We start from the raw sequence: 24,808 nt of genomic DNA on the forward strand, positions 1-24,808 counted from the left end.
TTTATCTGCCGCAGATAGAATCACCCCCACACATGTGGGGAATACAAAGTGGAAAAAACCGAGAAAATTGACCCCTAGGAATCACCCCCACACATGTGGGGAATACCTAAATAGAATTATCCCTATATCCCTTTTTCTAGAATCACCCCCACACATGTGGGGAATACTCTATTCTATCATTAGGAGTATCAAATGTTTTAGAATCACCCCCACACATGTGGGGAATACAAGTGGCTGTGCCACTGAGAGGCGTTGCCTTAAGAATCACCCCCACACATGTGGGGAATACAAGGTAATCCATCCTCACAGGCTGTTCGTGGTAGAATCACCCCCACACATGTGGGGAATACAAAGCTCTAGTTAAATTTTTATTTGACCGCGAAGAATCACCCCCACACATGTGGGGAATACTCCAAGGAAACAGTCGTCTCAAACTGGCCTTCGGAATCACCCCCACACATGTGGGGAATACTTGAACTAGCTTTCGATGATGAAGCCTTTTCAGGAATCACCCCCACACATGTGGGGAATACACTGTCTATGATGGTGAGCAGCCTATTGTCATGGAATCACCCCCACACATGTGGGGAATACTCATGCCACTTAGCGGATACTCCATAATATTCAGAATCACCCCCACACATGTGGGGAATACGTGAAACAAGTGATGAGGTGATTGAGGTGACGAGAATCACCCCCACACATGTGGGGAATACAGAAGACGATGGTATTCAATTAATCGATCATTAGAATCACCCCCACACATGTGGGGAATACCCACTACGGAGGGAGATGTGAAGTAATGCCGCAGAATCACCCCCACACATGTGGGGAATACAGGTGGCCGGAGTTAGAAGTTTCCGGCACATCGGAATCACCCCCACACATGTGGGGAATACTTATACTTGTACAACTCCGGTCGCTGGTACTTGGAATCACCCCCACACATGTGGGGAATACCCAAACGGCCCTAGCAGTGATGCTGGGGTTTTGGAATCACCCCCACACATGTGGGGAATACACTATGAGTGAAATTAAAGATAACAGCTTGGAAGAATCACCCCCACACATGTGGGGAATACGATTACCGCGTCGATACTCAGGACGGGGAAACGGAATCACCCCCACACATGTGGGGAATACCTCATTTCTAAGATCCCCTTTCCTTATCTATGGGAATCACCCCCACACATGTGGGGAATACCCCAGGGTTCAAAGATAATCATAAAGTCTTCAAGAATCACCCCCACACATGTGGGGAATACAAAAAGAATTTCAAAAAGTTGTTGATTATTCTAGAATCACCCCCACACATGTGGGGAATACTATTACTAATCATTTTTTTCCTCCTTAATATGAGAATCACCCCCACACATGTGGGGAATACTTGGCGAACTAATCCAGCAATATAATCGTTCTAGAATCACCCCCACACATGTGGGGAATACCATTCTGGGAGTTCAAATATTACCGGTCTTGGAGAATCACCCCCACACATGTGGGGAATACTGTTATAACTTCCTTTTCTTATCTATGATTATAGAATCACCCCCACACATGTGGGGAATACCGGGAAACATCGACATAGTCTAGCTCTTTCTTAGAATCACCCCCACACATGTGGGGAATACCTATTCTATGATAGTATGATAAGATGATAACAGGAATCACCCCCACACATGTGGGGAATACGCACGGGAGATGTCATCAAGACTGGACAAAGGAGAATCACCCCCACACATGTGGGGAATACACAATGAGAAAGGGGGCTTGTCTGAAGCTGATAGAATCACCCCCACACATGTGGGGAATACGATTCTCATTACGGAAATGAATATTTGTTATTAGAATCACCCCCACACATGTGGGGAATACAGCTGATGCTGTTAAATACGATCTTCCTTATTAGAATCACCCCCACACATGTGGGGAATACACTAAACAAATCCCGTTAAACCAGCATTCCTAAATTCGAAAATCACCGTTTTTTATTAACTTGTCCGCTAAGGCTAGGGTCGCCTGAGCGTCGGCTAACGCATGATGCGGATTCGTATTTTGAATTTTATACTGTTCCAAAACCGTCGGCAATCGGTAATTATCTAAAAATTCCTGAACATTTTTCACCGTTGGCATTAAATCGCGAAAAGTATTCGTCAAATTTGGTTGTTCAACAAGTTGATAACCAACGTTTAAAAATTTTTCATCAAAGCCAACGTTGTACCCAACAATTACCAGGTCCTGAACAAACTCGCGTAAGTCTTTCAATGCCGTAGCTAAAGCCACGCCTTGAGTCTGTAACTGCTCAGCCGTTATCCCGGTCAGTGCCGTAATCTTTGACGGTACCGTTCCCTCAATCTGAATCAACCGTTGAAACAATTCCACCTGACCGTTGGCGTTACGTTTTACCGCACCAATCGACATAATTTGGTCCTGTGCACTCTTGAGTCCGGTGGTTTCGAGGTCCAAGACCACCAATGGGGGTAGTGTTTGAACCGCCTTCGTTACGACAGACGCTACCGCTTTCTGTACTCGGCGTCGATGAGCCATGGTTTTCGCCTGATGGAACTTAGCAGCGCTACTGAACCCTGGTTTTATCGGTGTCTTCGGGTGCTTCAAATGCATCATCAAGGGAACCCCGTCATAGTTTACAACTTGACGGTCTTGACGTGTCGTTCGAAACGTGTAGCCCAACTCACTATTGGTGTTATAAGCCAGCGTGGCTTCACCATGACCAATATTTTGTACGATGCGGTCCCATAACAAGTCACGAATCCGCGCACTAACGTTACCCACATAGACGCCGGTTTGAATTTCTTGGGTCCATTTCGTTAAATCCCCCCGTAACGCCGCGGGAACCTTAGTTAACGTCACCACAATCATCAGTCATCTTCACCAACTTCTTGATACTGGACGCCCATCCTTTGTAGGCCCAGCTTATCGTCCCACAGACTAACCAAATCGGCCTCATCAACCTCGTCGGTCACGCCCATCAAGGTTTTTAAATCTGCGACCATCCGAGCTAACAGCTTGCCATTGCGAAACACATCGCGCATCGCCAAACGCGTTTTCGACCCGATATCCTTGTCTTCACCGTACTTGGCGGCCATTTGAAAGGCCACTGGAATCGAAGTATCCGCCTTGTACAGATCCGCAAAGTCGTACACAAAGGCCAAATCATGTCCCGTATGCACAAAACCTAAGCCGGGTGAGACCCCCAAGGCCGCAATAACGCTATAACTCAGTCCGTACAAAGCTTGATGAGCTGCGGTCAGCGCTTGATTAATCGGCGTTCCCGCTTCAAAGTCATTAGGATCGTAAGTCCGTCGCGTCCACGCAACGTGCGTTTTTAGGGATTGTTCCCGATACACACTCCTGACGCGAGCGCCTTCCTTGCCTCGCAACTCCTGCATACTTAGGCCAGACACATCTTGATCAGGAAAGCGCATCTGATACATTTTGCGGGCAACGGCCACACGAGAACGTTGATTCGAGACCAACTTAGCTTGGGCTTGTAATAACCGCGACGAATGGTTCAATGCACGACCGTGAGCGTATTCGCGCACACCCTGTTCACCGACCCATACGACTCCCGTTCCCGAATCGCCAATGAGTTCCATCGCCCGATGAGTCACATCCACACCGGGGCCGAGCATCAAAACACTAATCATCGCTGCGGGAATACAGACAATTCCCCGTTGATCTAATACCTGAATGGCACTGTCTTGACGGTTTAGCTTAGCGTGCTCCAGATAGAGAAAAGAAATCCGGTCGCGGACTCGTCCCAACTCGGATAGCTCGGGCTTTTTAGCGCCAATTTTCTTTTTCATCATCCGCTACCTTTCTGGAATTACCGTCATTAGGCCCATTCCAAATGCTTTTTCGCGACCGAGACCTTGCGTTAACGTAGTCTTAAACGTTTCAACGTCCGTTACCCGTAAAAGGCCTTCAAAGGTCACCCGACTAAGGCGGACATTGCGTTCCTTTTTATGGTGTAATACTGGCCAATCCCGCGCAACGATATCAAACGCTCGGCTGACAGGAGCCTTGGGTTCATCAACGATTTCTTGTTGAACTAACTCAAACCCACTCGCCGCAGCCCGCTCAATCAGCCAATTTCGTTGCTGGTCTACCGTAATGTGGGGCACAACCCGTCCCTGCTTTTGACCTGGACGACTAATCTTACGCGAAGGATTAGCCGTCAATCGAAATTGCATAATCTGACCCGTCTGAATCCTATCCAAGAATGAATCATAGGTTTTGATCATGGCCGTACCAGTAACCCCGTAGGTCACTAATTTTTGAATATCCGGCTTCTCTTCGCTGAGAACTAGTAAGTATTGTTTGCCCCCCAAGTTATCCAGTCGCCAAAGGTGGCGGCGACGTTCCTTTTGGGCAATCTCTTTCGGAAAACTCTGTTCAACCCAATTATGGTAAGCGCCTAAGTGAGTTAGGTCTTTTATTTTTTGACGATTACGACTATCCACTTCAACTCGTGATAGATACATACAGCTAACTCCCTTCTAAAGTACGCTAAACGGGTCATGTTCCGTGGCAACTTGGTCAACACCTTTAAGCAGTGGATTGGGCAGCGTTACCCGTTCCGTTGCCAACGGTCGAAACCCATAGCGGCGATCACGTTGATCAAATGACTCCACCCGGTCTCTGACCATGACCTGATGCTTATTTGGTAGTAGCGCCGCATCCGCATACATATCTAGCGTCACGGTCGTCGCCTGAGGATGCCACTTGGTATACCGTTTTTGGTACCAATCCGAGGCTTGCCAAGCCAGCTCTTTTAAAACCGCAAGCGGTGTCTGATCGGCAAATTCGCGAATTTGTAGCACCCCCGCGGGAACGCTGGCCCGGCGACCAAGAAATAGCTGGAACTTAGGATGTTGCAAGGCCTCATAAATCCGCGTCATCATGGCTTCATCCTCACTCCCCACGGCCACCATAAAAACGGCATCCTGGAGATAATCTCGATGCGTCAGTTTGCGGGTACCCTGCTTCCACTCAACCGTTTGAAACTCAGTCAGGGGTTTGCCTCCCTGGTCCACTCTGACCGCAAAGACCAGGTCATTGAGTGCCAGAATGCGATCATCGTCGCGGCGGTAACCCAGGGCCGCCGCAATCATCCCAATAACGGCACTCTTGGACGGAAAATCGCCAGAAGTTCGGCGTTCAAAGGTCGCCTGATTTCCATACGATTGTAAGGGCGCTGTCAGTCTAAGCGTTAGTGTCTTCATCCTGAATCGCCTCCGTCAAGCTGCCGGTGACCTTGCTAAGTAAGTCAGCTAAGTTCGTCGCCACTTCACCAATTTGAGAATCAGCCTTTCCCAGGACCACGTTCAACCGTGGCGTGTCGACAAATTGTTGGGTCGTTTGATACTCTGCTTCCAACCGGTCAATTGAAGCGGCAACGTAGCCATCACGTGAATCCACCGGCTTTTCGAAGGCCGAGACCAGGTTAACCGGCGTATCTGGTCGCAACGTGATCAGTACGTAGCTCGGCAAGGTCTTATTGGCAAACGTATTTTGTTTCCCCGTTGGCATTGACAAGAGGAAATCCTTAATGAAATCAGCAACACCGTGAACCGCATCTTCCGCATTTAAGTTGTGCACTAATTCGTTCACGTTCACGTTGGCGTAACGGTAAAGGGTCGATGAGTTGTATTCAATACTCCCCAGCATGGCCGCACCGGTTTCGTCCTCGCCTTGTAAATCATCCAAAGCCGTAAAGTAATCGTACTCTGGAACCACTTCGTGCGTAGAAATGGCATGAGCAACTTGCGCCGCTGCGTCCACGTTTAGTTCCGGATTATCGGCCACCATGCGACCAAATAACGCTAAGTCTAGGGATTGATCACCCTTTAGGACCTTCTTGATCTCTTTTTTATCAAGATCATCGTTAGCCAGTAAATACTGGGCTAATTTTTCAAGCTGACCGCGACTAATCAGTAACAGGGCACCCGTTTCATGCTCTTTATTCAGTTTAACGCCCGCCGCCTTAAAGGCCGCGTCAGTCTTAGCCCACGCCACATCGTCTTCTAACGTAGTGTCTTGTTGCTTCAGTTCGTTGACCAATAATTGTGCGGCTTCCTTAGTCCGCGTTCCCACGTTAACGTTATCTTCCCGGAAAGTTGAGCGGACGGCGCGCTTCCAGCTTTGTGAAGAAACCCGTGCTCGCGTCACACCACCGTACAGAGCCGTCTTCGGGGCACCCGTGTCATCCCGGTTTAAGTTAGAAGATGGAACCGTTTGTAAGACGTTGATGTCCAGGTATAAGTTTTTAGCAGTCATTAGTTTTTCTTCCCTTCATTTGTCGTAGAACCATTCCAGTAGTATTGCTGTCCCCAGTATAGGTGAACCTGATTTGCCTGACGGTTCCCCCACTGCGCGTTATACAGGTCCTGAGCTAGGGCCGCGTAATCAATCTTTTGTCCCCGATTATGGGACTTTAAAATGCTAATTAAATGGGACAACGAATTGATCATGCTCGTAATATTCGTTGTTTCCAGCACAGCGCGAACTCGGCGATCCAAGGCCACTTGCTGGCCCTCTTGACTTCGTAACTGAGCTAGGGCCTTGAACAACGCAACACCTTTGTCATCTTCGTCTTTAGCCTTAGCGGAGCCGTAAACCATGTGACCCTCAACCCCTTGCTGTTGGATAGCGTAAAACCGCAACGCGGCAAAGATTGCCGTTTCCGCATAGGTGGGTTGACCGGTCTTACTCAACATTCCTTCGTCCAAGTCAGCCAGCATGATGGGCCAAACCGCCTGTGCCCGGTGACCGGTCAACGTGGTGGTACTTCTCAGGCTCGCCAATACCGCTTTATTCGGATTACCTTCACGATAAAGCGCCCGGATGATGGTATCCGTTGTCTCCTCAACCGTTTTTTTTGCTTTATTTTCCATAAATCGTCATCACGCCTTCTTAGTTAGGTTCAAATGCCTGTGTACGTTGTAATTTAAGCGACTCTGCGCCGTAAAAATATTGAACGGTCGGTCCTTGCTGTCCTTAATTCCCGTAATATCGCGCGGTGAACTGGTTTCCAGGACGGCTTGTACAGCTTGACGTAATAGGCTTTGCAACTGCAACTTCCAGTCGTTGATTTTGACTTCCCGGTTATCATGACCCGTTAATTGCGCCAGCCAGTCTTTAAACGGTGCATCTAAACTTGCGTAGAACTGTGCACTCCATTTCCCCGCAAAGTCGCGCGAGTCAATATCGCGAATCTGCGCGATATCCGCGGCGAAGTGATAAAAATCCGTCCCAACATTCTGAGTCACCTCAACCGCGTCTTCAATTCTGACCGGCCAATGGTCTTCGATTTCCGGATCAAATAGCACGTCCGCCTGCATTTGCAAGTCATCAGCCACTTCTGCAGCCGGAGATTGAGACGTCGCATTCCCATCACTAACTAATGCGACCGAGGCCAAGGTCAAGGGCTGGTCATCAGCAATCACGGTGTTTTCTTGGTGCTTCAATCTCTGTAACCAATCAACTAATCCTGGTTGCCGCTCCGTTTTTTCGTCGTTGACCTTAACGTACTGACCAAAATTTCGCCACATCGAGATCCCCAGTGACCGTAATCCCTTGACGGCGGGTCTGAACTGCTTTTCCTTCTTATCCCACCGCCAAGTGGTCATCGGTTCGATCAGCGTATCTTCTGACGCAAACATGGGAATTCCCGCACTAAAGATATTAGGCTGTTGATCCACCCATTCAATATGTAGAATTCTCGACCAGGCCGTATAGAGTTCCGCTAAATTAGTCGGTTTAGCTTGCTTCTTGCGCTCGGTCACATAATCTTGCACCGTTGAAAATTCCCACACCGGCCGCTGAACTGCCGTAACGTCCAACTTATCGCCCACTAAAACCAGGTTTAACATTAAGGTTTCAAAGATCGTCTGTCCCTGCGCGTAGACGGGGCCTAACCGGTACAGCCAGCCCGCGGGATTCGAAAACTTTTCAGTGGTGACGACTTTGGTTTTATCCGTGACCCCCGTAAAGTTCTGATAAGTAATGATCCACCGTATCAGTTCATCCACCGATAATTGATTCTTTAGTTCCCCAGTCTTCGGGGCAAAAACAGGTTCTAAAATATCTGTTGTTGGTAATCAAATGAATTTGATTACTGGCAACGGATATTTTTGTATAATCAAAGAATGTAAAAAAATGTACAAAAAAGGGATATAGTCGCAGACCTATATCCATCCACTACCACATTTCAAGAAAGAGAAAGTGACTATATCCTATGACTAATGATACTAAAATTATCCTGGGGATAAAAGACCCCAACATCAAAAAGTTAAAAGTGATGAACCCCTTGGAAATGATGGGCCCACTTAAAGTGCAGGCAATTTTGGACTATCGTCCAAAAGCATGCCCCAAATGTGGTGTCTTAAACCAAAAAAGTATTATCAAATATGGCTGGCGCTGGGCCAATGTTAAATTGCCTCGAACTGCCGAACGGGATGTCCAGCTTCATCTTAAAAAGCGGGACTTCAAGTGTAAGCACTGCCTACAATACTTTCTTGCGGAAACACCACTAGTTCAACGAAACCACACCATCTCTAACACAAGCAAACTTGCCTGTTTTCTAAAATTAAGTGAAACAGTTTCGATGCGTCATGTCGCTACCGAATTAAGCATCTCAAGTACAACGGTCCTGCGAATCATGAGAAGCTATCAGGGCAACGTCAAAACGCGTTTTGACTGGTTACCGGCTGTAATTAACATGGATGAGGTCAAGTCTACCAAAGACGCAAAGGGATCCATGAGCTTTGTATTTATGGATGGTATTCGGTGTGAATTCTTGGACATTCTGGAATCGCGGACACTCTATGATTTGGAGAATTACTTTAAACGTTATACGAAGAAAGCTAGAGAAAGCGTCAAAGTCATTGTGACAGATATGAACTACACTTATCCCAAACTAGCTGAATCTATTTTTCCAAATGCGATTGTGGTAACCGATCGGTTCCACATCGTTAACTCCGTGATGCGGGGATTCACTCGAGTAAGGATTCGTATCATGAAATCCTATGCGCCTTCAAACATGAAATATAAGGCTTTAAAGCGTTACTGGCGACTGTTCTTTAAGCCCAACGAGAAGTTGGACTTAAAGAAGTACTCTAATTACACTAACATTCCTGGAAGCCAAACTGAGAATAGCGTAGTCGAATATCTTCTTGATATCAACGAAGAATTACGCGAAGCATATAACCAGTTACAGACGGTCATGAGTGCCGTTAGGTACCGTGACATCGCTCGACTAGAAACAGTTCTAGACGGAAAAGACAATGGCTCAGAAGAAATGACGAAGGCGTTGAACGCACTGGTTGAGAACCGAGAATCGGTTGATAATGCATTGAGATATGAATTCTCAAATGGTCCAATGGAGGGTATTAATAACAAAATCAAGGTAATAAAGCGAGTTGCGTACGGCTTTGGCTGTTTCACAAGCTTTAGATTAAGGATTCATCTGGCATTTGGGCTCAAAAAAAATTGCCTAATCTCAAAGGATTAGACAATTTTATAAATGGAATTACCAACAACAGTTGACATAGAACCCAAAAACAGCGGGGGTGTTCGCACTCTCTGAAATCCGTCGGTTTAACTGTTTAACGGCCACCCGACCCTTGCCCTTAGCCACCTGCTTATTAGCGGGAACCAACGCATCGTAATCCTGGGTCGTGACCTGATAAAAGGGATGGTCGCCAAAGAAGTCAAACCGATCAGCATACCGTTGTAAATAGCGGGTCACGATATCAGAAAAATGTCCCGTCTGATAGACTTGGGTCCAGGTGGCCAACAAGTCGTCTGCCATTTCCGATTCCTCGGTATCATCATCCGGATTCACGTCAATGGTTTGGAATGTATCGTCGTTAAGTTGCAACCAGCTATAGGCTTCACCCTCGGCATCAAATCGTGAATACACCGTGGTTAAAATTGCCAGTAACAGGCGTAGAATCGCCAAATCTTGGGATTTCATTTCACCCGCTAATTGGCGGTAATCCTGGGCGTGGGCAAAAAGCTCAATCAATGACACTTTGGTTTCCTGGCTAGTATCTTGCCGAATCACTTTGATCCACGGATCCGTTGTCAGGTTAAAATGTTGCTCAATCATGCTCATCCTCCTTTTCATAGCTCAATCCGAGCTTCGTTGAATACGTTAAAGACCACCTCCCCAGAGTTGTCGCGGCCTGGTCATCTAGCGATAAGGCCAACGCCCCACGTAACCAAGGACTTAATTGCCAATCGGCAAATTGGTCCCCCGTTCGCTGCTCCAACGTCGTGATCACTTGCGCCACCACTGAGCTTCTGGGCGTCACCGCCGCCGGCAACCTCAGCACCTGTTCGGCAATTTCTTGCGGTTTGACGGTATTTAATGGTCGCCCATCGAGCAAACAGTCACCGTGAGCCGTATGTTGCACTAAGACCACTTCGATTGACTCCTGAATATCCCGGACCGCCGCACTGGCATTTTGTTCATCCTTATCTAAGCTTTGGTCATCCCAGTCTAACCATCCGTGAATGGTTTGCCCCGCCTTAAAATTGGGTGGGGCCACTTGAAAGACCTTGGAACGGGCTTTTTCGCGATCACGATCATCCTCAAAGTCTTCCTTGGCCGGTTCAATTTCAGACACTTCGCTATCGGTCGCTGGGTCGTACACCTTTTGGACCAGCTGAGAAATGTCCCGAGGCAAGGTTACCGTTTCATCTAAGAAGTGGTCCGTTTTCATGAGTAAGTACTTTTCGTAAACGGCCTCATTGGCATCTCCGTAATCGCCCGGTCCCTGTATCCCTAAAATGAAAGTTTGCGGTTGCTGTAACGCTGCCGGCCGGGTAATTCGATGCCGGTGTAACCGGCCAATTCGTTGGAGAATTAAATCCATCGGTGCGATATCAGTGTACAAAACGTCGAAATCAATATCTAGGGATTGCTCCAGCACCTGCGTTCCAATCACAATCAACTTCTTCGGTCGGGTCCCGCCCTTACCGATCGCACGTTGTAGCGCTTGTTCTTGTTTAGACCGATCGGGGGCGAGAAAGGCTGAATGCAGGACCATCAGCTGAACGTCACCCGGATCAGCTAAAACCAACTTGGCTAATGCCTGAGCTCGTTTGACCGTGTTAACGATCACTCCCGCCACTCCACCAGCTTGAATCTTTGTCATGACGGCTTTGATCAAGGTGGCATCGTCTAAATCGAGTCGTTGAATCTGGACCGTGGTGTTCGATATTTGACGCTGATTAAAATCCGTTGTTTGCTTAATCATCTGACCATCTGCCAAGGTTAACAAGGGATAAGCCTGGGCTTGATCCCAACCGGCTGGGGCTTGTAACCCTTTTTTGTAGTGGCGCCCATATTTTCCCTTCAAGTAGGCATAAATCAATTTGTTGCGTTTAGTAATGGGAAGCGTTGCCGATAAAACAATAATGGGTACATGATAGGCACCTAACCAATTAATTGCTTTATATAGGTAACTATTCATATAGGCATCATACGCATGCACTTCGTCGATAATGACGACCTTGCCGCTAAACCCTAGGTGGCGGAGGAACAAATGCTTCTTCTTGAGTCCCATCAACAGCAAGTTATCGATCGTTCCTACCGTAAAGTCCGCTAAAATCGATTTTTTCCCCGAAAACCAATTATTCACGACCACCGCCCCGGCTTCGCTTTGGGCCTTGGTCTCAGATTGGTGACCCACTTGGTCATGGTCATACACGTTTGCTGCATCCGGAAGATTTTGAAAGTTTTGATTAAACTGCTTTTTCCCGTGCATCAAATTAATTGGTAGCTTTTTGCCCTCGGCATTGGCCAGCTGGCGGGCCCAGGCCACCACCCGGCTAAACATGGCGTTAGTCGTCGCCTGAGTCGGAAGCCCCATAAAGACCCCATTCCTACCCGTTTTAGCGGCTAACTGTTCGGCGGCAATCAACGCGATTTCGGTCTTCCCCACCCCCATGCCAGCCTCAACGATCACCATTCCTGGGTCCGTCGTGGCTTGAATAGCCTGGGTCATGATCAACTGTACGTCCCGGGCCGTGAAACCCCAGCGGTCAAAATAAGGGTCGCGGTGTTGCTTGGGATCCTGACTGTCGTTTACCGCCACTTGGTGGGATTCCCACTTATCCGTACGTTTCCACGTTAGAATGGCGTGTTGGTAACGGGCCGTTAAATCAACATCTTGATAAGACTCATCCAACCGAATCAACGGAAACAGCGGGATAGTCTGCGCGGCGTCTAAATATTCACTCGAAGCCAGCCAATCGGCCATAATCAAGAGGCCCTCTAAGATGACGGCCTGGGGCTGATTCACCGTCGGAATTTCCGTGGCATCCTGGTAGCCCGCAAACTCTAATCCGTAATCAAATAATCGTTGCTGAACGTCTTCCCAGTTTAATTTAATCCGCCGTTCACGTTCCCGCTCTTGCAGATCGTCTGGGATACCATCAATCTGACAATAATTGGCTGGGTAGTCCTTTAGCTGCCGTTTGGGCGCCCACCGTCCCGGTTTACCATGATGTCCACCAATAATGGCCCCAATGGCTGCTGGAACGTTGAAACGGTCACTTTCTAGCAAGGCCTCACCCGCCAATGCGTGCGGAGATTTTTGGGGAGAAGCTAACACCAAGTTCGTTAAATCGGCAAACCCGTGTCGACTCAATAATTCCAATAATTCGGCATCCAAAGACCGATTACCATCGTAAGACTTCTTGGTCTGAAACGCTGGCGTGGCCTTACCAAAATCGTGAAAGAAGCCGAGAAATTTAACCAGTTTTTGTATCTCTTCGTCTGGTAACGTGGTCGTTAAAAACTGCCGTTGTCCTTCGTCCAGCCAATGGTAATATAGCCAATTCATCACGTTTGAAGTATCGACCAGGTGTACAATTAAGGGGGCCCATTTTTGCTCTCCATTTTCTGTATTCTTTTTAGCCCAAAGGCTAGTCACATCTGCCGGTAAATTTCTGGGTTCTAAAATATCTGTTGTTGGTAATCAAATGAATTTGATTACTGGCAACGGATATTTTTGTATAATCAAAGAATGTAAAAAAATGTACAAAAAAGGGATATAGTCGCAGACCTATATCCATCCACTACCACATTTCAAGAAAGAGAAAGTGACTATATCCTATGACTAATGATACTAAAATTATCCTGGGGATAAAAGACCCCAACATCAAAAAGTTAAAAGTGATGAACCCCTTGGAAATGATGGGCCCACTTAAAGTGCAGGCAATTTTGGACTATCGTCCAAAAGCATGCCCCAAATGTGGTGTCTTAAACCAAAAAAGTATTATCAAATATGGCTGGCGCTGGGCCAATGTTAAATTGCCTCGAACTGCCGAACGGGATGTCCAGCTTCATCTTAAAAAGCGGGACTTCAAGTGTAAGCACTGCCTACAATACTTTCTTGCGGAAACACCACTAGTTCAACGAAACCACACCATCTCTAACACAAGCAAACTTGCCTGTTTTCTAAAATTAAGTGAAACAGTTTCGATGCGTCATGTCGCTACCGAATTAAGCATCTCAAGTACAACGGTCCTGCGAATCATGAGAAGCTATCAGGGCAACGTCAAAACGCGTTTTGACTGGTTACCGGCTGTAATTAACATGGATGAGGTCAAGTCTACCAAAGACGCAAAGGGATCCATGAGCTTTGTATTTATGGATGGTATTCGGTGTGAATTCTTGGACATTCTGGAATCGCGGACACTCTATGATTTGGAGAATTACTTTAAACGTTATACGAAGAAAGCTAGAGAAAGCGTCAAAGTCATTGTGACAGATATGAACTACACTTATCCCAAACTAGCTGAATCTATTTTTCCAAATGCGATTGTGGTAACCGATCGGTTCCACATCGTTAACTCCGTGATGCGGGGATTCACTCGAGTAAGGATTCGTATCATGAAATCCTATGCGCCTTCAAACATGAAATATAAGGCTTTAAAGCGTTACTGGCGACTGTTCTTTAAGCCCAACGAGAAGTTGGACTTAAAGAAGTACTCTAATTACACTAACATTCCTGGAAGCCAAACTGAGAATAGCGTAGTCGAATATCTTCTTGATATCAACGAAGAATTACGCGAAGCATATAACCAGTTACAGACGGTCATGAGTGCCGTTAGGTACCGTGACATCGCTCGACTAGAAACAGTTCTAGACGGAAAAGACAATGGCTCAGAAGAAATGACGAAGGCGTTGAACGCACTGGTTGAGAACCGAGAATCGGTTGATAATGCATTGAGATATGAATTCTCAAATGGTCCAATGGAGGGTATTAATAACAAAATCAAGGTAATAAAGCGAGTTGCGTACGGCTTTGGCTGTTTCACAAGCTTTAGATTAAGGATTCATCTGGCATTTGGGCTCAAAAAAAATTGCCTAATCTCAAAGGATTAGACAATTTTATAAATGGAATTACCAACAACAGTTGACATAGAACCAATTTCTGTTCATATCGTATTACCCTCCGCTCATGAGACCGCAACAACATCAATTTGGGACCATTGCTTAATCTTTAAGGATTGAGCATCACTAAAATGTAAGCGTATTCTACGTGTAATCAATAACTTTAAATCAATTAACAACTTTATCTTACCACGATAATTCCAATAGTCAAATTATTTCAATTTATCAAATACCTATTACAAGTTGTCTTATATAAAGCCCCACATCCGTGGGGAATACAAAACACAACCAATTAACAAAAATCTAATACAACGGATCACCCTCACAGCAGTGAGGAATACTGCAATTTTAGCATTTTTCAATTGACCAGAGCAAGCGTCTACTACTCCTTCCCCAGAGAATTCGCCCTTAAGCCCTTAATGATTAAAAAACTAGATGGTTCGCTCAAAAATTAATTTTGAACGAACCATCTAGTTTTTAACCCTTTTCCCTAATCATCCGTCAACTTAAAGATCGGCACGTCCGGGATCGTCGCATCCCCCGCACCACCATCCCCACCGGTCTTGCGCCGCGGGTGTTGGCGTTCCTGTTCGCGTTGCACCTGGGCCGCCGTGGTCAGGTGCTTTTTCTCCCAGTTCAGCAGGATGCGATCCATATATTTCAGGTTGTACACCTGGTTTAAGACCGCCTCGCGCAATGCCAATTGGATCAACTCCGGCTTATAGTAGTCGACGTCCAGCCACTGACTAACCGTATCCATCTGAATCGGCGATAACATCTGGCCGAATTCCGTTTCAATCTGGTTAAACACCGTCGCACGCTGCGAATCCGGGTTAACCGCCGGCTGGGCCGCCGTGGCGCTGGTCGGCGCCGTCGAGTCCGTGGTGGCCGCCGGCGTCGGTTGGGTCGCCTCCGCGTCCGGCACGTGACTTAGCTTCTCCGCTAACAACTGGAAATCGTAACGGTCAACCTTTTGGCCCTGGTCGTTGGTCACCGTGTTGATGGTCATCAGCTTCTGGGCAATCATCTCGTGGAGCACCTCGAAGACGCGCTTGGTGTCCCACCCCAGGTTCTGGGCCAACACGTCACTCTCGGGCAGATAATCGCCGCGATCCAGCCAGCGCTTCAATTGCAGGTAGACCAACAGCTGATCCGTGGTCATCCCCACCTCCTGAAAGTGGTCAATTAAGAAGTTGGCCACGCTAGTCTGCCCCGCCTGTAAATACCGTCGTGTAAACTCATCCATCGGTGTCATCCTTTCCTAATAATAAACGGTCGAGCCCATTAGGCACTCGACCGTTTTTGATTTAACTTTGCATAAATTCCTTTAACCGCGTCATAGCCGTTAACAATTGTTCGCGGTCCGCCGCGTAACTCATGCGGATGTGGTGTGGCAAGCCAAACGCCTCGCCCGGCACCACCGCGACGTGGGCCTCTTCTAGCACCCGCGTCACGAACTCGCTGGTCGTGGTGCAGTGCTTGATGGCCATGGCCGCTTGCACATCGGGGAACAGGTAGAAGGCCCCCTGTGGCTTGGCTGGTAACGCAAAGCCAGGTAGCGCCGTCAATAACGGATAAATCGTATCCAGCCGTTCCTGGAAACTGGCGTTCATCTTAGCCACGGACGCCTGGTCGCCGGTCAACGCGTTTAACGCCGCGTACTGACTGACCGCCGCCGGGTTCCCGGTCATGTGCGAGAGCACCTTGCCCAACGCCGCCGTGACGGCCTTCGGACCAATCACCCAGCCGATCCGCCAACCGGTCATCGCGTAGGTCTTGGAGACCCCGTTGATCACGATGGTGTGGGCGGTAATCGCGTCGCTAAGCGTCAACATCGACGGTTCCGGTGCCGGCCGATCGTAGACCAGATCACCGTAAATCTCGTCGGACACGATCCATAAATCGTGAGCCACGGCCCAGTCACCGATGGCCTTTAACTCAGCCGGCGTGTAGACCACCCCCGACGGGTTTTGCGGTGAATTCAAGACGATGGCCTTGGTGGCCGGGGTCACGGCACTGTCGAGCTGTTCCGGGGTCACCTTCAGAGTTGCCGTCGGGGCCACCTCTAAGACGTGACCGCCCGCTAAACGAATCTGTTCGGCATAGCTCACCCAGTAAGGCGCCGGTAACAATACGTCGTCGCCTGGATCTAACAGGACCTGGAACAACGCGTATAACGCCATCTTGGCTCCGGTCGTCACCACCACTTGATCAGCCGTGATGGTCACAGCTTGAGCCGCCTGTAAGTGGTCCACCACCGCTTGACGTAACGGAGCGATCCCGGTCGTTGCGGTATAGCCGTCGACTTGGTCGGCTTCAATGGCCTGAATGGCGGCCTTTTTAATGGCCGTTGGCGTCTGGAAATCGGGCTGACCGACCCCCAAGTTGATGACGTCAACCCCGCTAGCGGTCAAAGCCTTGGCGCGTTGTGACGCTTGTAACGTAGCCGAGGGCTGGACGGCTCTGGCTCGTTGGGCTAATTGTTTCATAGGCACCCTCCTCATGAGTTAAAGGTTCGAAATTTGTTGGAGCACTTTCCCATTACTATATTGTAGCGTGAGGTAGCATAATTTACCACTCTTACTCAGGTAACTGATCTGCCAAGCTGGCTTGCCGTTAAAGATACTCAATGCGGCCGATAAGACCTTCTTGGGATTGCGTTGCCAGGCCTTCTGTAAGGCCGCATTCCGTGAAAGCCCGTCGCTTTGCTTCAGCACCGTCACGTTCTTGCCCGACTGCGGCACAATGGCGTAGACGCTTTGCTTGGCCTTATTGGTGCCCGCCACCGTATAGTAGGTGGTATCCAGGTTGGTCCAGTAGAACTGCGTAGTCTTGGTCAAATGTCCCGAGTTGCGTGCAATTTTCTCGGCACGCGTCTGAGCCTGGTTAAACGGATGGGTTGCCTTATGAATCGCGTAGCCGCCACTCAAAAGCAACACGAGAATCACCACCAGAACCCCCAATAAAACCCAATGCCGGGGTCGGCGGCGCCGTTGGTACTGTTGTCTCATCAATTTACCATCGTACTCCCTTGTGTTCAATCTGCGTTAATTATATCAAATTTCTGGTGGGGTCACGGGCGTAGCCGGCGTTTTTTCAAAAAATTTAATCAGTGCCTGCGTCAAGGTCCCCACGTCCCCGGTCACCCGGGGTAAATCGGCGGGTAAGGCCCGCAAGATACTCTGCCCGTATTGCCGCTCAACCAGGCGCTGGTCCAAGATGACCACGGTCCCCCGGTCGTTGGGCGTCCGGATTAGCCGGCCCACCCCTTGGCGCAGCTTTAAGGTGGCTGCCGGCAGAGCCGCGTTATAGAACGGGTTCTTGCCTGCGGCCTCTAGTCGTGCATAGTTGGCCTTGACGAAGACCCGGTCGGGCGAGTCGAACGGTAACCGGGTCACGATCAGTAACTCTAACTGGTCGGCCGGCAGATCGATGCCCTCCCAGAAGCTGGCCGCTCCCAAAAGAATCGAGTCGTGGCCGGTCACGAAGCGTTTAGTGATCCGTTCGCGACTCCCGCTAATGCCCTGGGCTAAGATCTCGCGTTGGGCGAATTCCGGTTGCCGGGTCAACTGCTCGTAAACCTGTTCGATCACGTTTAACGAATTGAACAGAATCAACGTTTGCTTGTGGACCGCGCCGGCCAGTTGCGTTAACGCACTAGTCAGGTAGGTCACGTAATCGTCCGGCGCCACGCGGCTGAGATTCGGCCCCGCGTCGGCCAAGAGCAATTGCGCCTGGTTGGCGTAGTCGAAGCTACTGCGCATCCGGTGGGTCACGGTCGCCTCGCGGTCCAAGTCAAACTGGTCGATCACGTACTGTGAACGCCCCGACGAAAACAACGTGGCTCCGGTCAATAACACCGGTTGAAAGGCCGCGTAGATTTGTTGACGCAGAAACCCTTGCGTGGCCAGTAAACCGCTGGCCAGTTCCAAGCTCCCCCGGTCACCGACGTGGTTGATGGTGACCCAAAAGAGACTACTAGATTTTGGCGCGGTGGCCTCATTAAAGATGGCTAATAACCGCTGCAACCGTTCGTCGACCAGGTGCACCCGGGTGTCCAACTGCTCGAACAAGTACCGTTGGGAGGCGACAAAGCGTTCCCGTTGCTGGTCGAAGTGCTGGCGAATCACGCCCAGTTGGACTAACAACTGGGTATCGCCGTGGGCAATCTGCGTCAATGTGGCCTGCAGGTCGTGGGCGTTTTGCGCCAAGTCGGCGGTCGCCACCAGTTCCTCGATGGGTGTATTTTGGGCGTTGCCGCGTTTAGCCGCCAGGAAGTTGAGAAATAGTTGGTTGACCACCGTGTTCAGGGCCTTCTCAATTTGTTGGCTACTCCGCAATAAGTGCTGTAACGTCTGCTGGGTGGCGCGGTCACCGTCAAATAAGGTTAACAGACTCGGCCCAATCTCGCGGCTAATATCGCGTTGAATATGGTGCAGTTCGTTTAAGATCTGGGCAAACTTAACCTTGGTCCGTCGTTGCCGCAGGGTACTGTCGGGTAAGTGTTGGGCCTCGTCAATCACCAGGTAAGGGTGCTTCAGTTGGTTGCCCAGCGCCGTGGCGTGTTCGCTCAAGTACGCGTGGTTGACAATTACGAACTGGGCCTGGGCCAACTGCTGGTCGCGGCGTCGTAAGAAATCGTCGTCATAAAACGGGTTATCCGCCGTGGCGGTGCCCTCGTGAACAATTTCCTGGAAATACGGTGCCCGATAGGTGGCCAGATGCAGTTCGTCGAGGTCCCCGGTGGTGGTCATGGTCAACCACACCAGCAACCGTAACTTCAACAGTTGGGTCTGCTTGGAACTTTCGTTTAAGCCTAACGTGACCGCAAAGCGCTGCAAATCCAGGTAGTGTCGGCTCCCCTTAACCACCGTGGCGTTAACGGGAAACGGCACAATCTGTCGTAATAAAGGTAAGGTTTGTTCCATTAATTGTTCTTGCAATAACGTGGTGGCCGTACTAATCACCACCGGTTGGCCGTTCTGCCCCAAGTAGGCCATCGGTAGCGTATACCCCAGACTCTTGCCGATCCCGGTCGGGGCTTCCACCACCATTTGCTTGACCGGGTGCTGATCGCCATGAGCGTAGTTATTATAGATGTAATTCATCATTTTCGCTTGTTCCGGGCGCCATTCGAGGTTTTCCGGCATCAGCTTTTGCTTTTGCTTCTTAGTCTTGGGGTATTTAGCTGGGGCCGTTAAGGGCGTCGGCGTGCTGGTTGCCGTCTGCCTTAGTGCCAACCCATTCTTAACGTACAGATAGTCCGGTAACTTGCGCGGCTTTTGCGCGTTAAGCGCCTGAGCCACCCGAAACAGGGTCGCCGTTTGTCGTGGCAGATCCGCCTGCAGGTCGATCATTTGCTGGAGGGTCACCAACGGTAAGGCCCGCAACCGCCGGAACAAGAAGATGAAGAGTTCGGCCGTGGCCGAGGCATCACTATCCGCGGAGTGGGGATTATCGTGTTCAATGTTGAAAAAGCCACTCAGATCGCGCAACCGAAAGCTGGGCGCCGTGGGCAGAAGAATCTGACTTAAAGACACCGTGTCCACAGCTTCGATGTCGAGTTCGGGATACCCGACTCTGGCCAATTCGGCGTTGACGAACGGCAAATCGAAGTTAACGTTGTGCGCCACGAAGACCGTATTCGTTAATAAGCTGTAAAGGGTCCCCGCAACGTCATCAAACAACGGCGCATGACGCACCCGCTGGTTGGTAATGCCCGTGAGACGGGAAATGGCCGCCGGAATCTCGCGGAGCGGATTCACGTCAGTCGTGAAGTGGTTAATAATTTGATTATGCTGGACGAAGACGCACCCAATTTGGATGATGCGATCGCCATCTTGCACACTGGTACCGGTCGTTTCAATATCAACAACCGCGTAGACCGTGTCTTGATCCATGTCTGCTCACCAATTTCTGCACAAATGCGATTATAACTGGCACTATGATACACCACTTTGCACCCCAGCGCTACGCATCTGGCCGCCAAAGCCCGTGGCTGGTAAATTTAGCGTTTTCCTAGTCAAAAAGCGTCCCGGGCTCGATTCAAATCTTATAGAAAACGTTAATTTTTTTACACTTTCAGTGATTTTGACCGGCAAAACTAGCGCAATAACAATCAGTAGAGTATGATATTCTGGTAGATTAATTCGAACAAGAAAGTGAGCGATTAGTTTGGGTAGAACGGGCAGAGGCGTTAGTAACGCCAAAATTATTCTTCTCGGGGATCACAGCGTCGTCTATGGTCAACCGGCCATTGCGCTCCCGCTCCCCTCAGTCACCACCCGCGTGGTAATGACCGAAATCCCCAGTGGGCAAACCATGGCCAGCCGCTATTTTGACGGGCCCATCGCTCAATTAAACCACCATCTGGCCGGCGAGGTCCAACTGATTGCCACGCTACTCGACCGGTTTCACGGCCACAACACCCCGTTTCACATGGCCATCACCAGTGATCTGCCTGCCGAACGGGGCATGGGGTCTTCGGCCGCCGTGGCGGTGGCCATCACCCGGGCCATGTACGACTTCTTTGACCATCCCTTAACGCGAGAAACGCTATTGGACACCGCGGCGATTGCCGAAAAGATCACCCACGGTCATCCCAGCGGCATCGATGCGGCCACGGCCAGCTCGGCCACCCCGATTTGGTTGCTCCCGCACCAGGTCATCAGTCAGATTCCCTTTAACCTCGACGGCTACCTGGTGATCGCCGATAGTGGCGTCAAGGGTCAAACCGGCCAGGCTGTCGCCGCCGTCGCCCGGCGCAAGACGGTCTTTCCGCAGGTCACCACTCATCAGATTGAACGGTTAGGTGAACTGACTTACGCCGCGCGTGATTACCTGGCGACCGGGGCCATCACCGAACTCGGTGGCGCGCTGACCCAGGCGCAGGCCCAATTAGCCGGGTTAGGTGTCAGTTCGCCCGAACTGGACCATTTGATTCAAGTTGCGTTGCAAGCTGGTGCTTTAGGCGCTAAACTGACGGGGGGCGGTATGGGCGGTTGCCTCATCGCCCTGTGTGCCACCAAGGCCAGTGCCGTGCGCGTCCAACAAGCCGTTTTAGCGGCCGGGGCCACGGCCACCTGGACCGAAACCTTTCACCATAAGGAGGAAGCATGATGACCACAGCCGTCACCGCACGGGCCCACACCAACATTGCACTGGTCAAGTACTGGGGCAAGGCCGACGCCACGTTGATGTTGCCCCAAACCAGCAGTTTATCCTTAACCCTTGATCAATTTTATACGGACACCACGGTGGCCTTTGACCCGACCTTAACGGCCGACCAGGTCACCGTCAACCAAGTCCGCCTCGACGAGCACGCGAGCCGCAAAGTCCGCCACGTGCTCGACTTAGTGCGCGCTCAGGCCAACCGCGCCGACTTCGCGCGGGTCAGTTCTACCAACCACGTGCCCATGGCGGCGGGCCTCGCCTCTTCGGCCTCCGCTTTTGCCGCGTTAGCCGGGGCCGCCAGTCGTGCGGCCGGCTTAGACCTGAGTTCCCGCGACCTTTCCCGGCTCGCGCGCCGGGGGTCTGGTTCGGCTACCCGGTCGATTTTTGGCGGGTTCGTTGAATGGCACGCCGGTCACGACGATGCCAGTTCGTACGCCGAACCCCTGATCGATCCGGTGACCTGGCCGATTGCCATGGTCGCGTTGGTCTTAGATCCCCACCGCAAGAAGGTTAGCTCGCGGCAGGGCATGCAAACTAGCGTGGTCACGTCGCCCTACTACCCCGCTTGGAAGCAAGTCGTGGCCCACGATTTAGCCGTCATCAAGCCCGCGATTTTAGACCAAGACTTCACCACGGTCGGGGAAATCTTAGAGACTAACGCCATGCGGATGCACGCGTTAACCCTGAGTGCCAACCCCGCCTACAGTTACTTCAACGGGGCGACCCTCCAGGCCATGCAAACGGTACGCGACCTACGCGCGACCGGGGTGGCCTGCTACTACACGTTAGACGCCGGTCCCAACCTCAAGATTTTCTGTCAGGTCGCCGACCTCCCCGCCATTACCGCCCGGTTCCGCCAAGATCTAGGCGCCGAGCAAGTCATCGTGGCCCATCCCGGCCCGGGACTCAGCTGGCGGTAATGCCGGTCAGCTCCATAAAAATTTCCAAACTTATCTATTTATTGGCGACACTGTGTCGCAGGCAGAAGGGACCTGATTTTTTGATTTCCGCCCAAGCACCCGGAAAACTCTATATTGCCGGCGAATACGCCGTTGTCGAGCCGGGATATCCGGCCATTATCGTTGCCTTGAACCAATTCGTCACGGTGACCATCGAACCCAGCCACGACTACGGCCGCATCGCTTCCAAACAATACCAAGAGAATTCCCTCTACTGGCAACGCCAGGGAAGCGAACTGGTTTTTGACAACCGGGACAATCCCTTCCACTACATCTTATCGGCCATTCACCTGACCGAACAATACGCCCAATCACTGGGCAAGCCGCTGGGCATCTACCATTTAAACGTCAACAGTGATCTGGATAGTGCCGACGGTAAAAAATACGGGCTGGGCTCTTCGGCCGCGGTGACCGTGGCCACCGTCAAGGCTCTCTGCCAGTTCTACGACATCCGATTAAGCAAGGACCAACTCTTCAAGCTGGCCGCCATCGCGCACTTGGACGTTCAGGGCAACGGCTCGTTGGGCGACATCGCGGCTTCCGTCTATGGCGGCTGGATCGCCTACCGCGCCTTTGACCGCGACTGGTTAGCCTCCGCACGGCGTGAACTCAGTTTGACCGAGCTGTTAAACACCGATTGGCCCGGCTTACAGATTGAGCTCCTGACGCCGCCCGCCCCCCTGCGGCTCATGATTGGTTGGACGGGCACCCCCGCGTCAACCTCCCACCTAGTCGACCGCATCGCCCTGTTCAAGGCCACGCAGCGCCGCAGTTACCACGCCTTTCTGGAAGACAGCCGTGCCTGCTTGCACCGAATGATCCAAGGGTTTCACGATGGTGATTTAACCGCCATCCAACACGAAATCACCGTTAACCGACAACTCTTGAACCAGTTGGCCCACCTCAGCCACGTCACCATTGAGACCAAGTTACTCAAAACCATGTGTGACACGGCCGTCGAACTCGGCGGCGCGGCCAAGTCTTCCGGGGCCGGCGGTGGCGATTGCGGCATCGTGATCATCGACGCCGCCAAGGACCTCGCGCACCTCTTACACGACTGGGAACAACGCGGCATTGAACCGCTAAAATTAAACGTCCACCACGTTATCGAATAAGGAGCAAACCGCTATGGTACTGTCACGCCACGCCCACCGCAAGGACGAACACCTCTCTTTAGCTGAGAAATTCTATACGCCGCAAGCGACCAGTCAATTTGACCAATTACGGTTCGTGCACCAAAGTCTTCCCGAAATGGCCGTGGCGGACACGGACCTGACCACTCGGTTGGGACCGTTGACGTTACCGGTGCCCCTGCTGATCGAGGCCATGACCGGGGGCAGTCCCCGCACGGGCGCAGTCAACGCCCAGTTGGGCCGCATCGCCGCTCGAACCGGTCTGGCCGTGGCCAGCGGATCGCAAAGCATCGCCTTACAGGACGACAGCGCCATCGCGACCTTCACGCCCCTGCGAGAAAATAATCCCGACGGCCTGGTCTTCGCCAACCTGGGGGCCGGACACACCGTGGCCCAAGCCAAGCGGGTCGTGGACCTCTTGGCGGCGGACGCCTTAGAACTCCACGTTAACACCGCGCAAGAACTGGTGATGCCCGAGGGCGACCGCAGTTTCCACTGGCTCGACAGCATTGGTGAGACCGTGGCGGCCTTAGACGTCCCGGTCATCGTCAAGGAGGTCGGCTTTGGCATGGCGCACGAAACGTTGGCCCAACTGGTCAGCGTGGGCGTGCGTTACGTCGATCTCGGCGGCCGCGGCGGCACCAACTTCGCGACCATCGAGAATTTCCGCCGACCTGCCAAGGAATTTGATTACCTAACCGGTTGGGGCCAAACGACCGTCGAGTCCCTCTTGGAGGCCCAACGGGTACCGGACCTGACCACGATTGCCACCGGCGGGATTCGCCAGCCGTTAGACATCGCCAAGGCGTTTGCCCTGGGGGCCACGGTGGTCGGCAGCGCCGGACAAATCCTGCACAGCCTGCTGAAGACCGACGAAGCCACCACGGTGCAGTTGCTTTTGGACTGGCAGACCGGCCTGCGCACCATCATGACGCTGCTTGGCGTCAAAACCATCCGCGAGCTGCAGCGCCAACCGTTACTGTTCTCACCGGAACTCGAAAGTTACCGGCAGCAGCGCCACTTAATCTAAACCGACACGACCAAGGTCGCCCATTCCGGGTGCCTTGGTCGTTTTCTATCTGCAATACTATTTTGGGGGAAATTATTGA

The 24,808-nt window shown here is 51.0% G+C and carries 19 protein-coding genes and 1 CRISPR repeat array (1 of these 20 cut by a window edge); of the genes, 6 read left to right on the plus strand and 13 right to left on the minus strand.

Going from position 1 to position 24,808, the window contains the following annotated elements; genetic code table 11:
• Positions 1 to 1,936: direct repeats of the CRISPR family, unit length 28 nt; unit sequence GAATCACCCCCACACATGTGGGGAATAC; it begins 1,511 nt to the left of the window's first position.
• A 29-nt stretch (positions 1,937 to 1,965) separates the two neighbouring features.
• Genes cas2e through RI501_RS07980 form a run of 7 tightly spaced genes read right to left on the minus strand, consistent with a single transcriptional unit; the run spans position 1,966 to position 8,108 of the window.
• Complete coding sequence (gene cas2e / locus RI501_RS07950) at positions 1,966 to 2,880, minus strand: type I-E CRISPR-associated endoribonuclease Cas2e (protein WP_313821514.1); 915 nt, start codon at positions 2,878 to 2,880, stop codon at positions 1,966 to 1,968.
• The gene (gene cas1e / locus RI501_RS07955; RefSeq protein ID WP_313823171.1) at positions 2,880 to 3,827 is read right to left on the minus strand and encodes a type I-E CRISPR-associated endonuclease Cas1e; all 948 of its coding nucleotides are present in this window, start codon (positions 3,825 to 3,827) and stop codon (positions 2,880 to 2,882) included. Before cas1e ends, cas2e begins: the two co-directional genes overlap by 1 nt.
• Before the next feature lie 6 nt (positions 3,828 to 3,833).
• Complete coding sequence (gene cas6e, locus RI501_RS07960) at positions 3,834 to 4,505, minus strand: type I-E CRISPR-associated protein Cas6/Cse3/CasE (RefSeq protein WP_313821516.1); 672 nt, start codon at positions 4,503 to 4,505, stop codon at positions 3,834 to 3,836.
• 15 nt (positions 4,506 to 4,520) lie between these two features.
• Positions 4,521 to 5,246: a type I-E CRISPR-associated protein Cas5/CasD gene (cas5e, locus tag RI501_RS07965; RefSeq protein WP_313821517.1), complete on the minus strand. Its 726-nt coding sequence runs from the start codon at positions 5,244 to 5,246 to the stop codon at positions 4,521 to 4,523.
• Positions 5,227 to 6,300: a type I-E CRISPR-associated protein Cas7/Cse4/CasC gene (cas7e, locus tag RI501_RS07970; protein WP_313821519.1), complete on the minus strand. Its 1,074-nt coding sequence runs from the start codon at positions 6,298 to 6,300 to the stop codon at positions 5,227 to 5,229. Before cas7e ends, cas5e begins: the two co-directional genes overlap by 20 nt.
• Entirely contained in the window at positions 6,300 to 6,917 is a 618-nt protein-coding gene (gene casB, locus RI501_RS07975; protein WP_313821521.1) for a type I-E CRISPR-associated protein Cse2/CasB, read from the minus strand. The genes cas7e and casB overlap by 1 nt, the downstream gene beginning before the upstream one ends.
• A 9-nt stretch (positions 6,918 to 6,926) precedes the next feature.
• Positions 6,927 to 8,108 carry a type I-E CRISPR-associated protein Cse1/CasA gene (locus RI501_RS07980; RefSeq protein WP_313823173.1) on the minus strand — a complete coding sequence of 394 codons (1,182 nt, stop codon included), beginning with the start codon at positions 8,106 to 8,108 and terminating at the stop codon, positions 6,927 to 6,929.
• A 152-nt stretch (positions 8,109 to 8,260) separates the two neighbouring features.
• Between RI501_RS07980 and RI501_RS07985 the strand changes: the two genes are divergently transcribed.
• Entirely contained in the window at positions 8,261 to 9,535 is a 1,275-nt protein-coding gene (locus RI501_RS07985) for an ISL3 family transposase (RefSeq protein WP_313820033.1), read from the plus strand.
• 18 nt (positions 9,536 to 9,553) lie between these two features.
• Here the strand turns inward: RI501_RS07985 and RI501_RS07990 are convergent, their stop codons facing one another.
• Positions 9,554 to 10,135, minus strand: a complete 582-nt coding sequence (locus RI501_RS07990; RefSeq protein ID WP_313821523.1) for a type I-E CRISPR-associated protein Cse1/CasA — start codon at positions 10,133 to 10,135, stop codon at positions 9,554 to 9,556.
• Positions 10,128 to 12,968: a CRISPR-associated helicase Cas3' gene (cas3, locus tag RI501_RS07995; protein WP_313821525.1), complete on the minus strand. Its 2,841-nt coding sequence runs from the start codon at positions 12,966 to 12,968 to the stop codon at positions 10,128 to 10,130. The genes RI501_RS07990 and cas3 overlap by 8 nt, the downstream gene beginning before the upstream one ends.
• 182 nt (positions 12,969 to 13,150) lie before the next feature.
• On the opposite strand from cas3, the gene RI501_RS08000 reads away from it, so the two are divergent.
• Complete coding sequence (locus RI501_RS08000) at positions 13,151 to 14,425, plus strand: ISL3 family transposase (protein WP_313820033.1); 1,275 nt, start codon at positions 13,151 to 13,153, stop codon at positions 14,423 to 14,425.
• A 499-nt stretch (positions 14,426 to 14,924) separates the two neighbouring features.
• On the opposite strand, the gene RI501_RS08005 is transcribed toward RI501_RS08000, so the two are convergent.
• The 4 genes from RI501_RS08005 to RI501_RS08020 form a co-directional block, all read right to left on the minus strand.
• On the minus strand, positions 14,925 to 15,680 hold the full coding sequence (locus RI501_RS08005) for a DnaD domain-containing protein (protein WP_313821527.1): 756 nt from the start codon (positions 15,678 to 15,680) through the stop codon (positions 14,925 to 14,927).
• A gap of 61 nt (positions 15,681 to 15,741) precedes the next feature.
• Complete coding sequence (locus RI501_RS08010; protein ID WP_313821529.1) at positions 15,742 to 16,923, minus strand: pyridoxal phosphate-dependent aminotransferase; 1,182 nt, start codon at positions 16,921 to 16,923, stop codon at positions 15,742 to 15,744.
• An 18-nt stretch (positions 16,924 to 16,941) separates the two neighbouring features.
• Positions 16,942 to 17,445, minus strand: coding sequence for a cell wall elongation regulator TseB-like domain-containing protein (locus RI501_RS08015; protein ID WP_313821531.1), 504 nt, complete (start codon positions 17,443 to 17,445; stop codon positions 16,942 to 16,944).
• Positions 17,446 to 17,490: 45 nt separating this feature from the next.
• A complete protein-coding gene (locus RI501_RS08020; RefSeq protein WP_313821533.1) occupies positions 17,491 to 20,334 on the minus strand; it encodes a helicase C-terminal domain-containing protein in 2,844 nt (947 codons plus the stop codon).
• 274 nt (positions 20,335 to 20,608) lie between these two features.
• Between RI501_RS08020 and mvk the strand changes: the two genes are divergently transcribed.
• The 4 genes from mvk to fni all read left to right on the plus strand — a co-directional run bounded on the left by mvk (position 20,609) and on the right by fni (position 24,729).
• A complete protein-coding gene (gene mvk, locus RI501_RS08025) occupies positions 20,609 to 21,553 on the plus strand; it encodes a mevalonate kinase (RefSeq protein WP_313821535.1) in 945 nt (314 codons plus the stop codon).
• Positions 21,553 to 22,527, plus strand: coding sequence for a diphosphomevalonate decarboxylase (mvaD, locus tag RI501_RS08030; RefSeq protein WP_313821537.1), 975 nt, complete (start codon positions 21,553 to 21,555; stop codon positions 22,525 to 22,527). Before mvk ends, mvaD begins: the two co-directional genes overlap by 1 nt.
• A gap of 80 nt (positions 22,528 to 22,607) precedes the next feature.
• Complete coding sequence (locus tag RI501_RS08035; RefSeq protein WP_313821539.1) at positions 22,608 to 23,681, plus strand: phosphomevalonate kinase; 1,074 nt, start codon at positions 22,608 to 22,610, stop codon at positions 23,679 to 23,681.
• A gap of 13 nt (positions 23,682 to 23,694) precedes the next feature.
• Positions 23,695 to 24,729 (plus strand): type 2 isopentenyl-diphosphate Delta-isomerase, encoded by a 1,035-nt coding sequence (gene fni / locus RI501_RS08040; protein ID WP_313821541.1) that lies wholly within the window; start codon positions 23,695 to 23,697, stop codon positions 24,727 to 24,729.
• Positions 24,730 to 24,808: the final 79 nt, after the last annotated feature.

Origin of the sequence: Levilactobacillus zymae, from assembly GCF_032190635.1 — a bacterium.
Taxonomy (GTDB): Bacteria; Bacillota; Bacilli; order Lactobacillales; family Lactobacillaceae; genus Levilactobacillus; species Levilactobacillus zymae_A.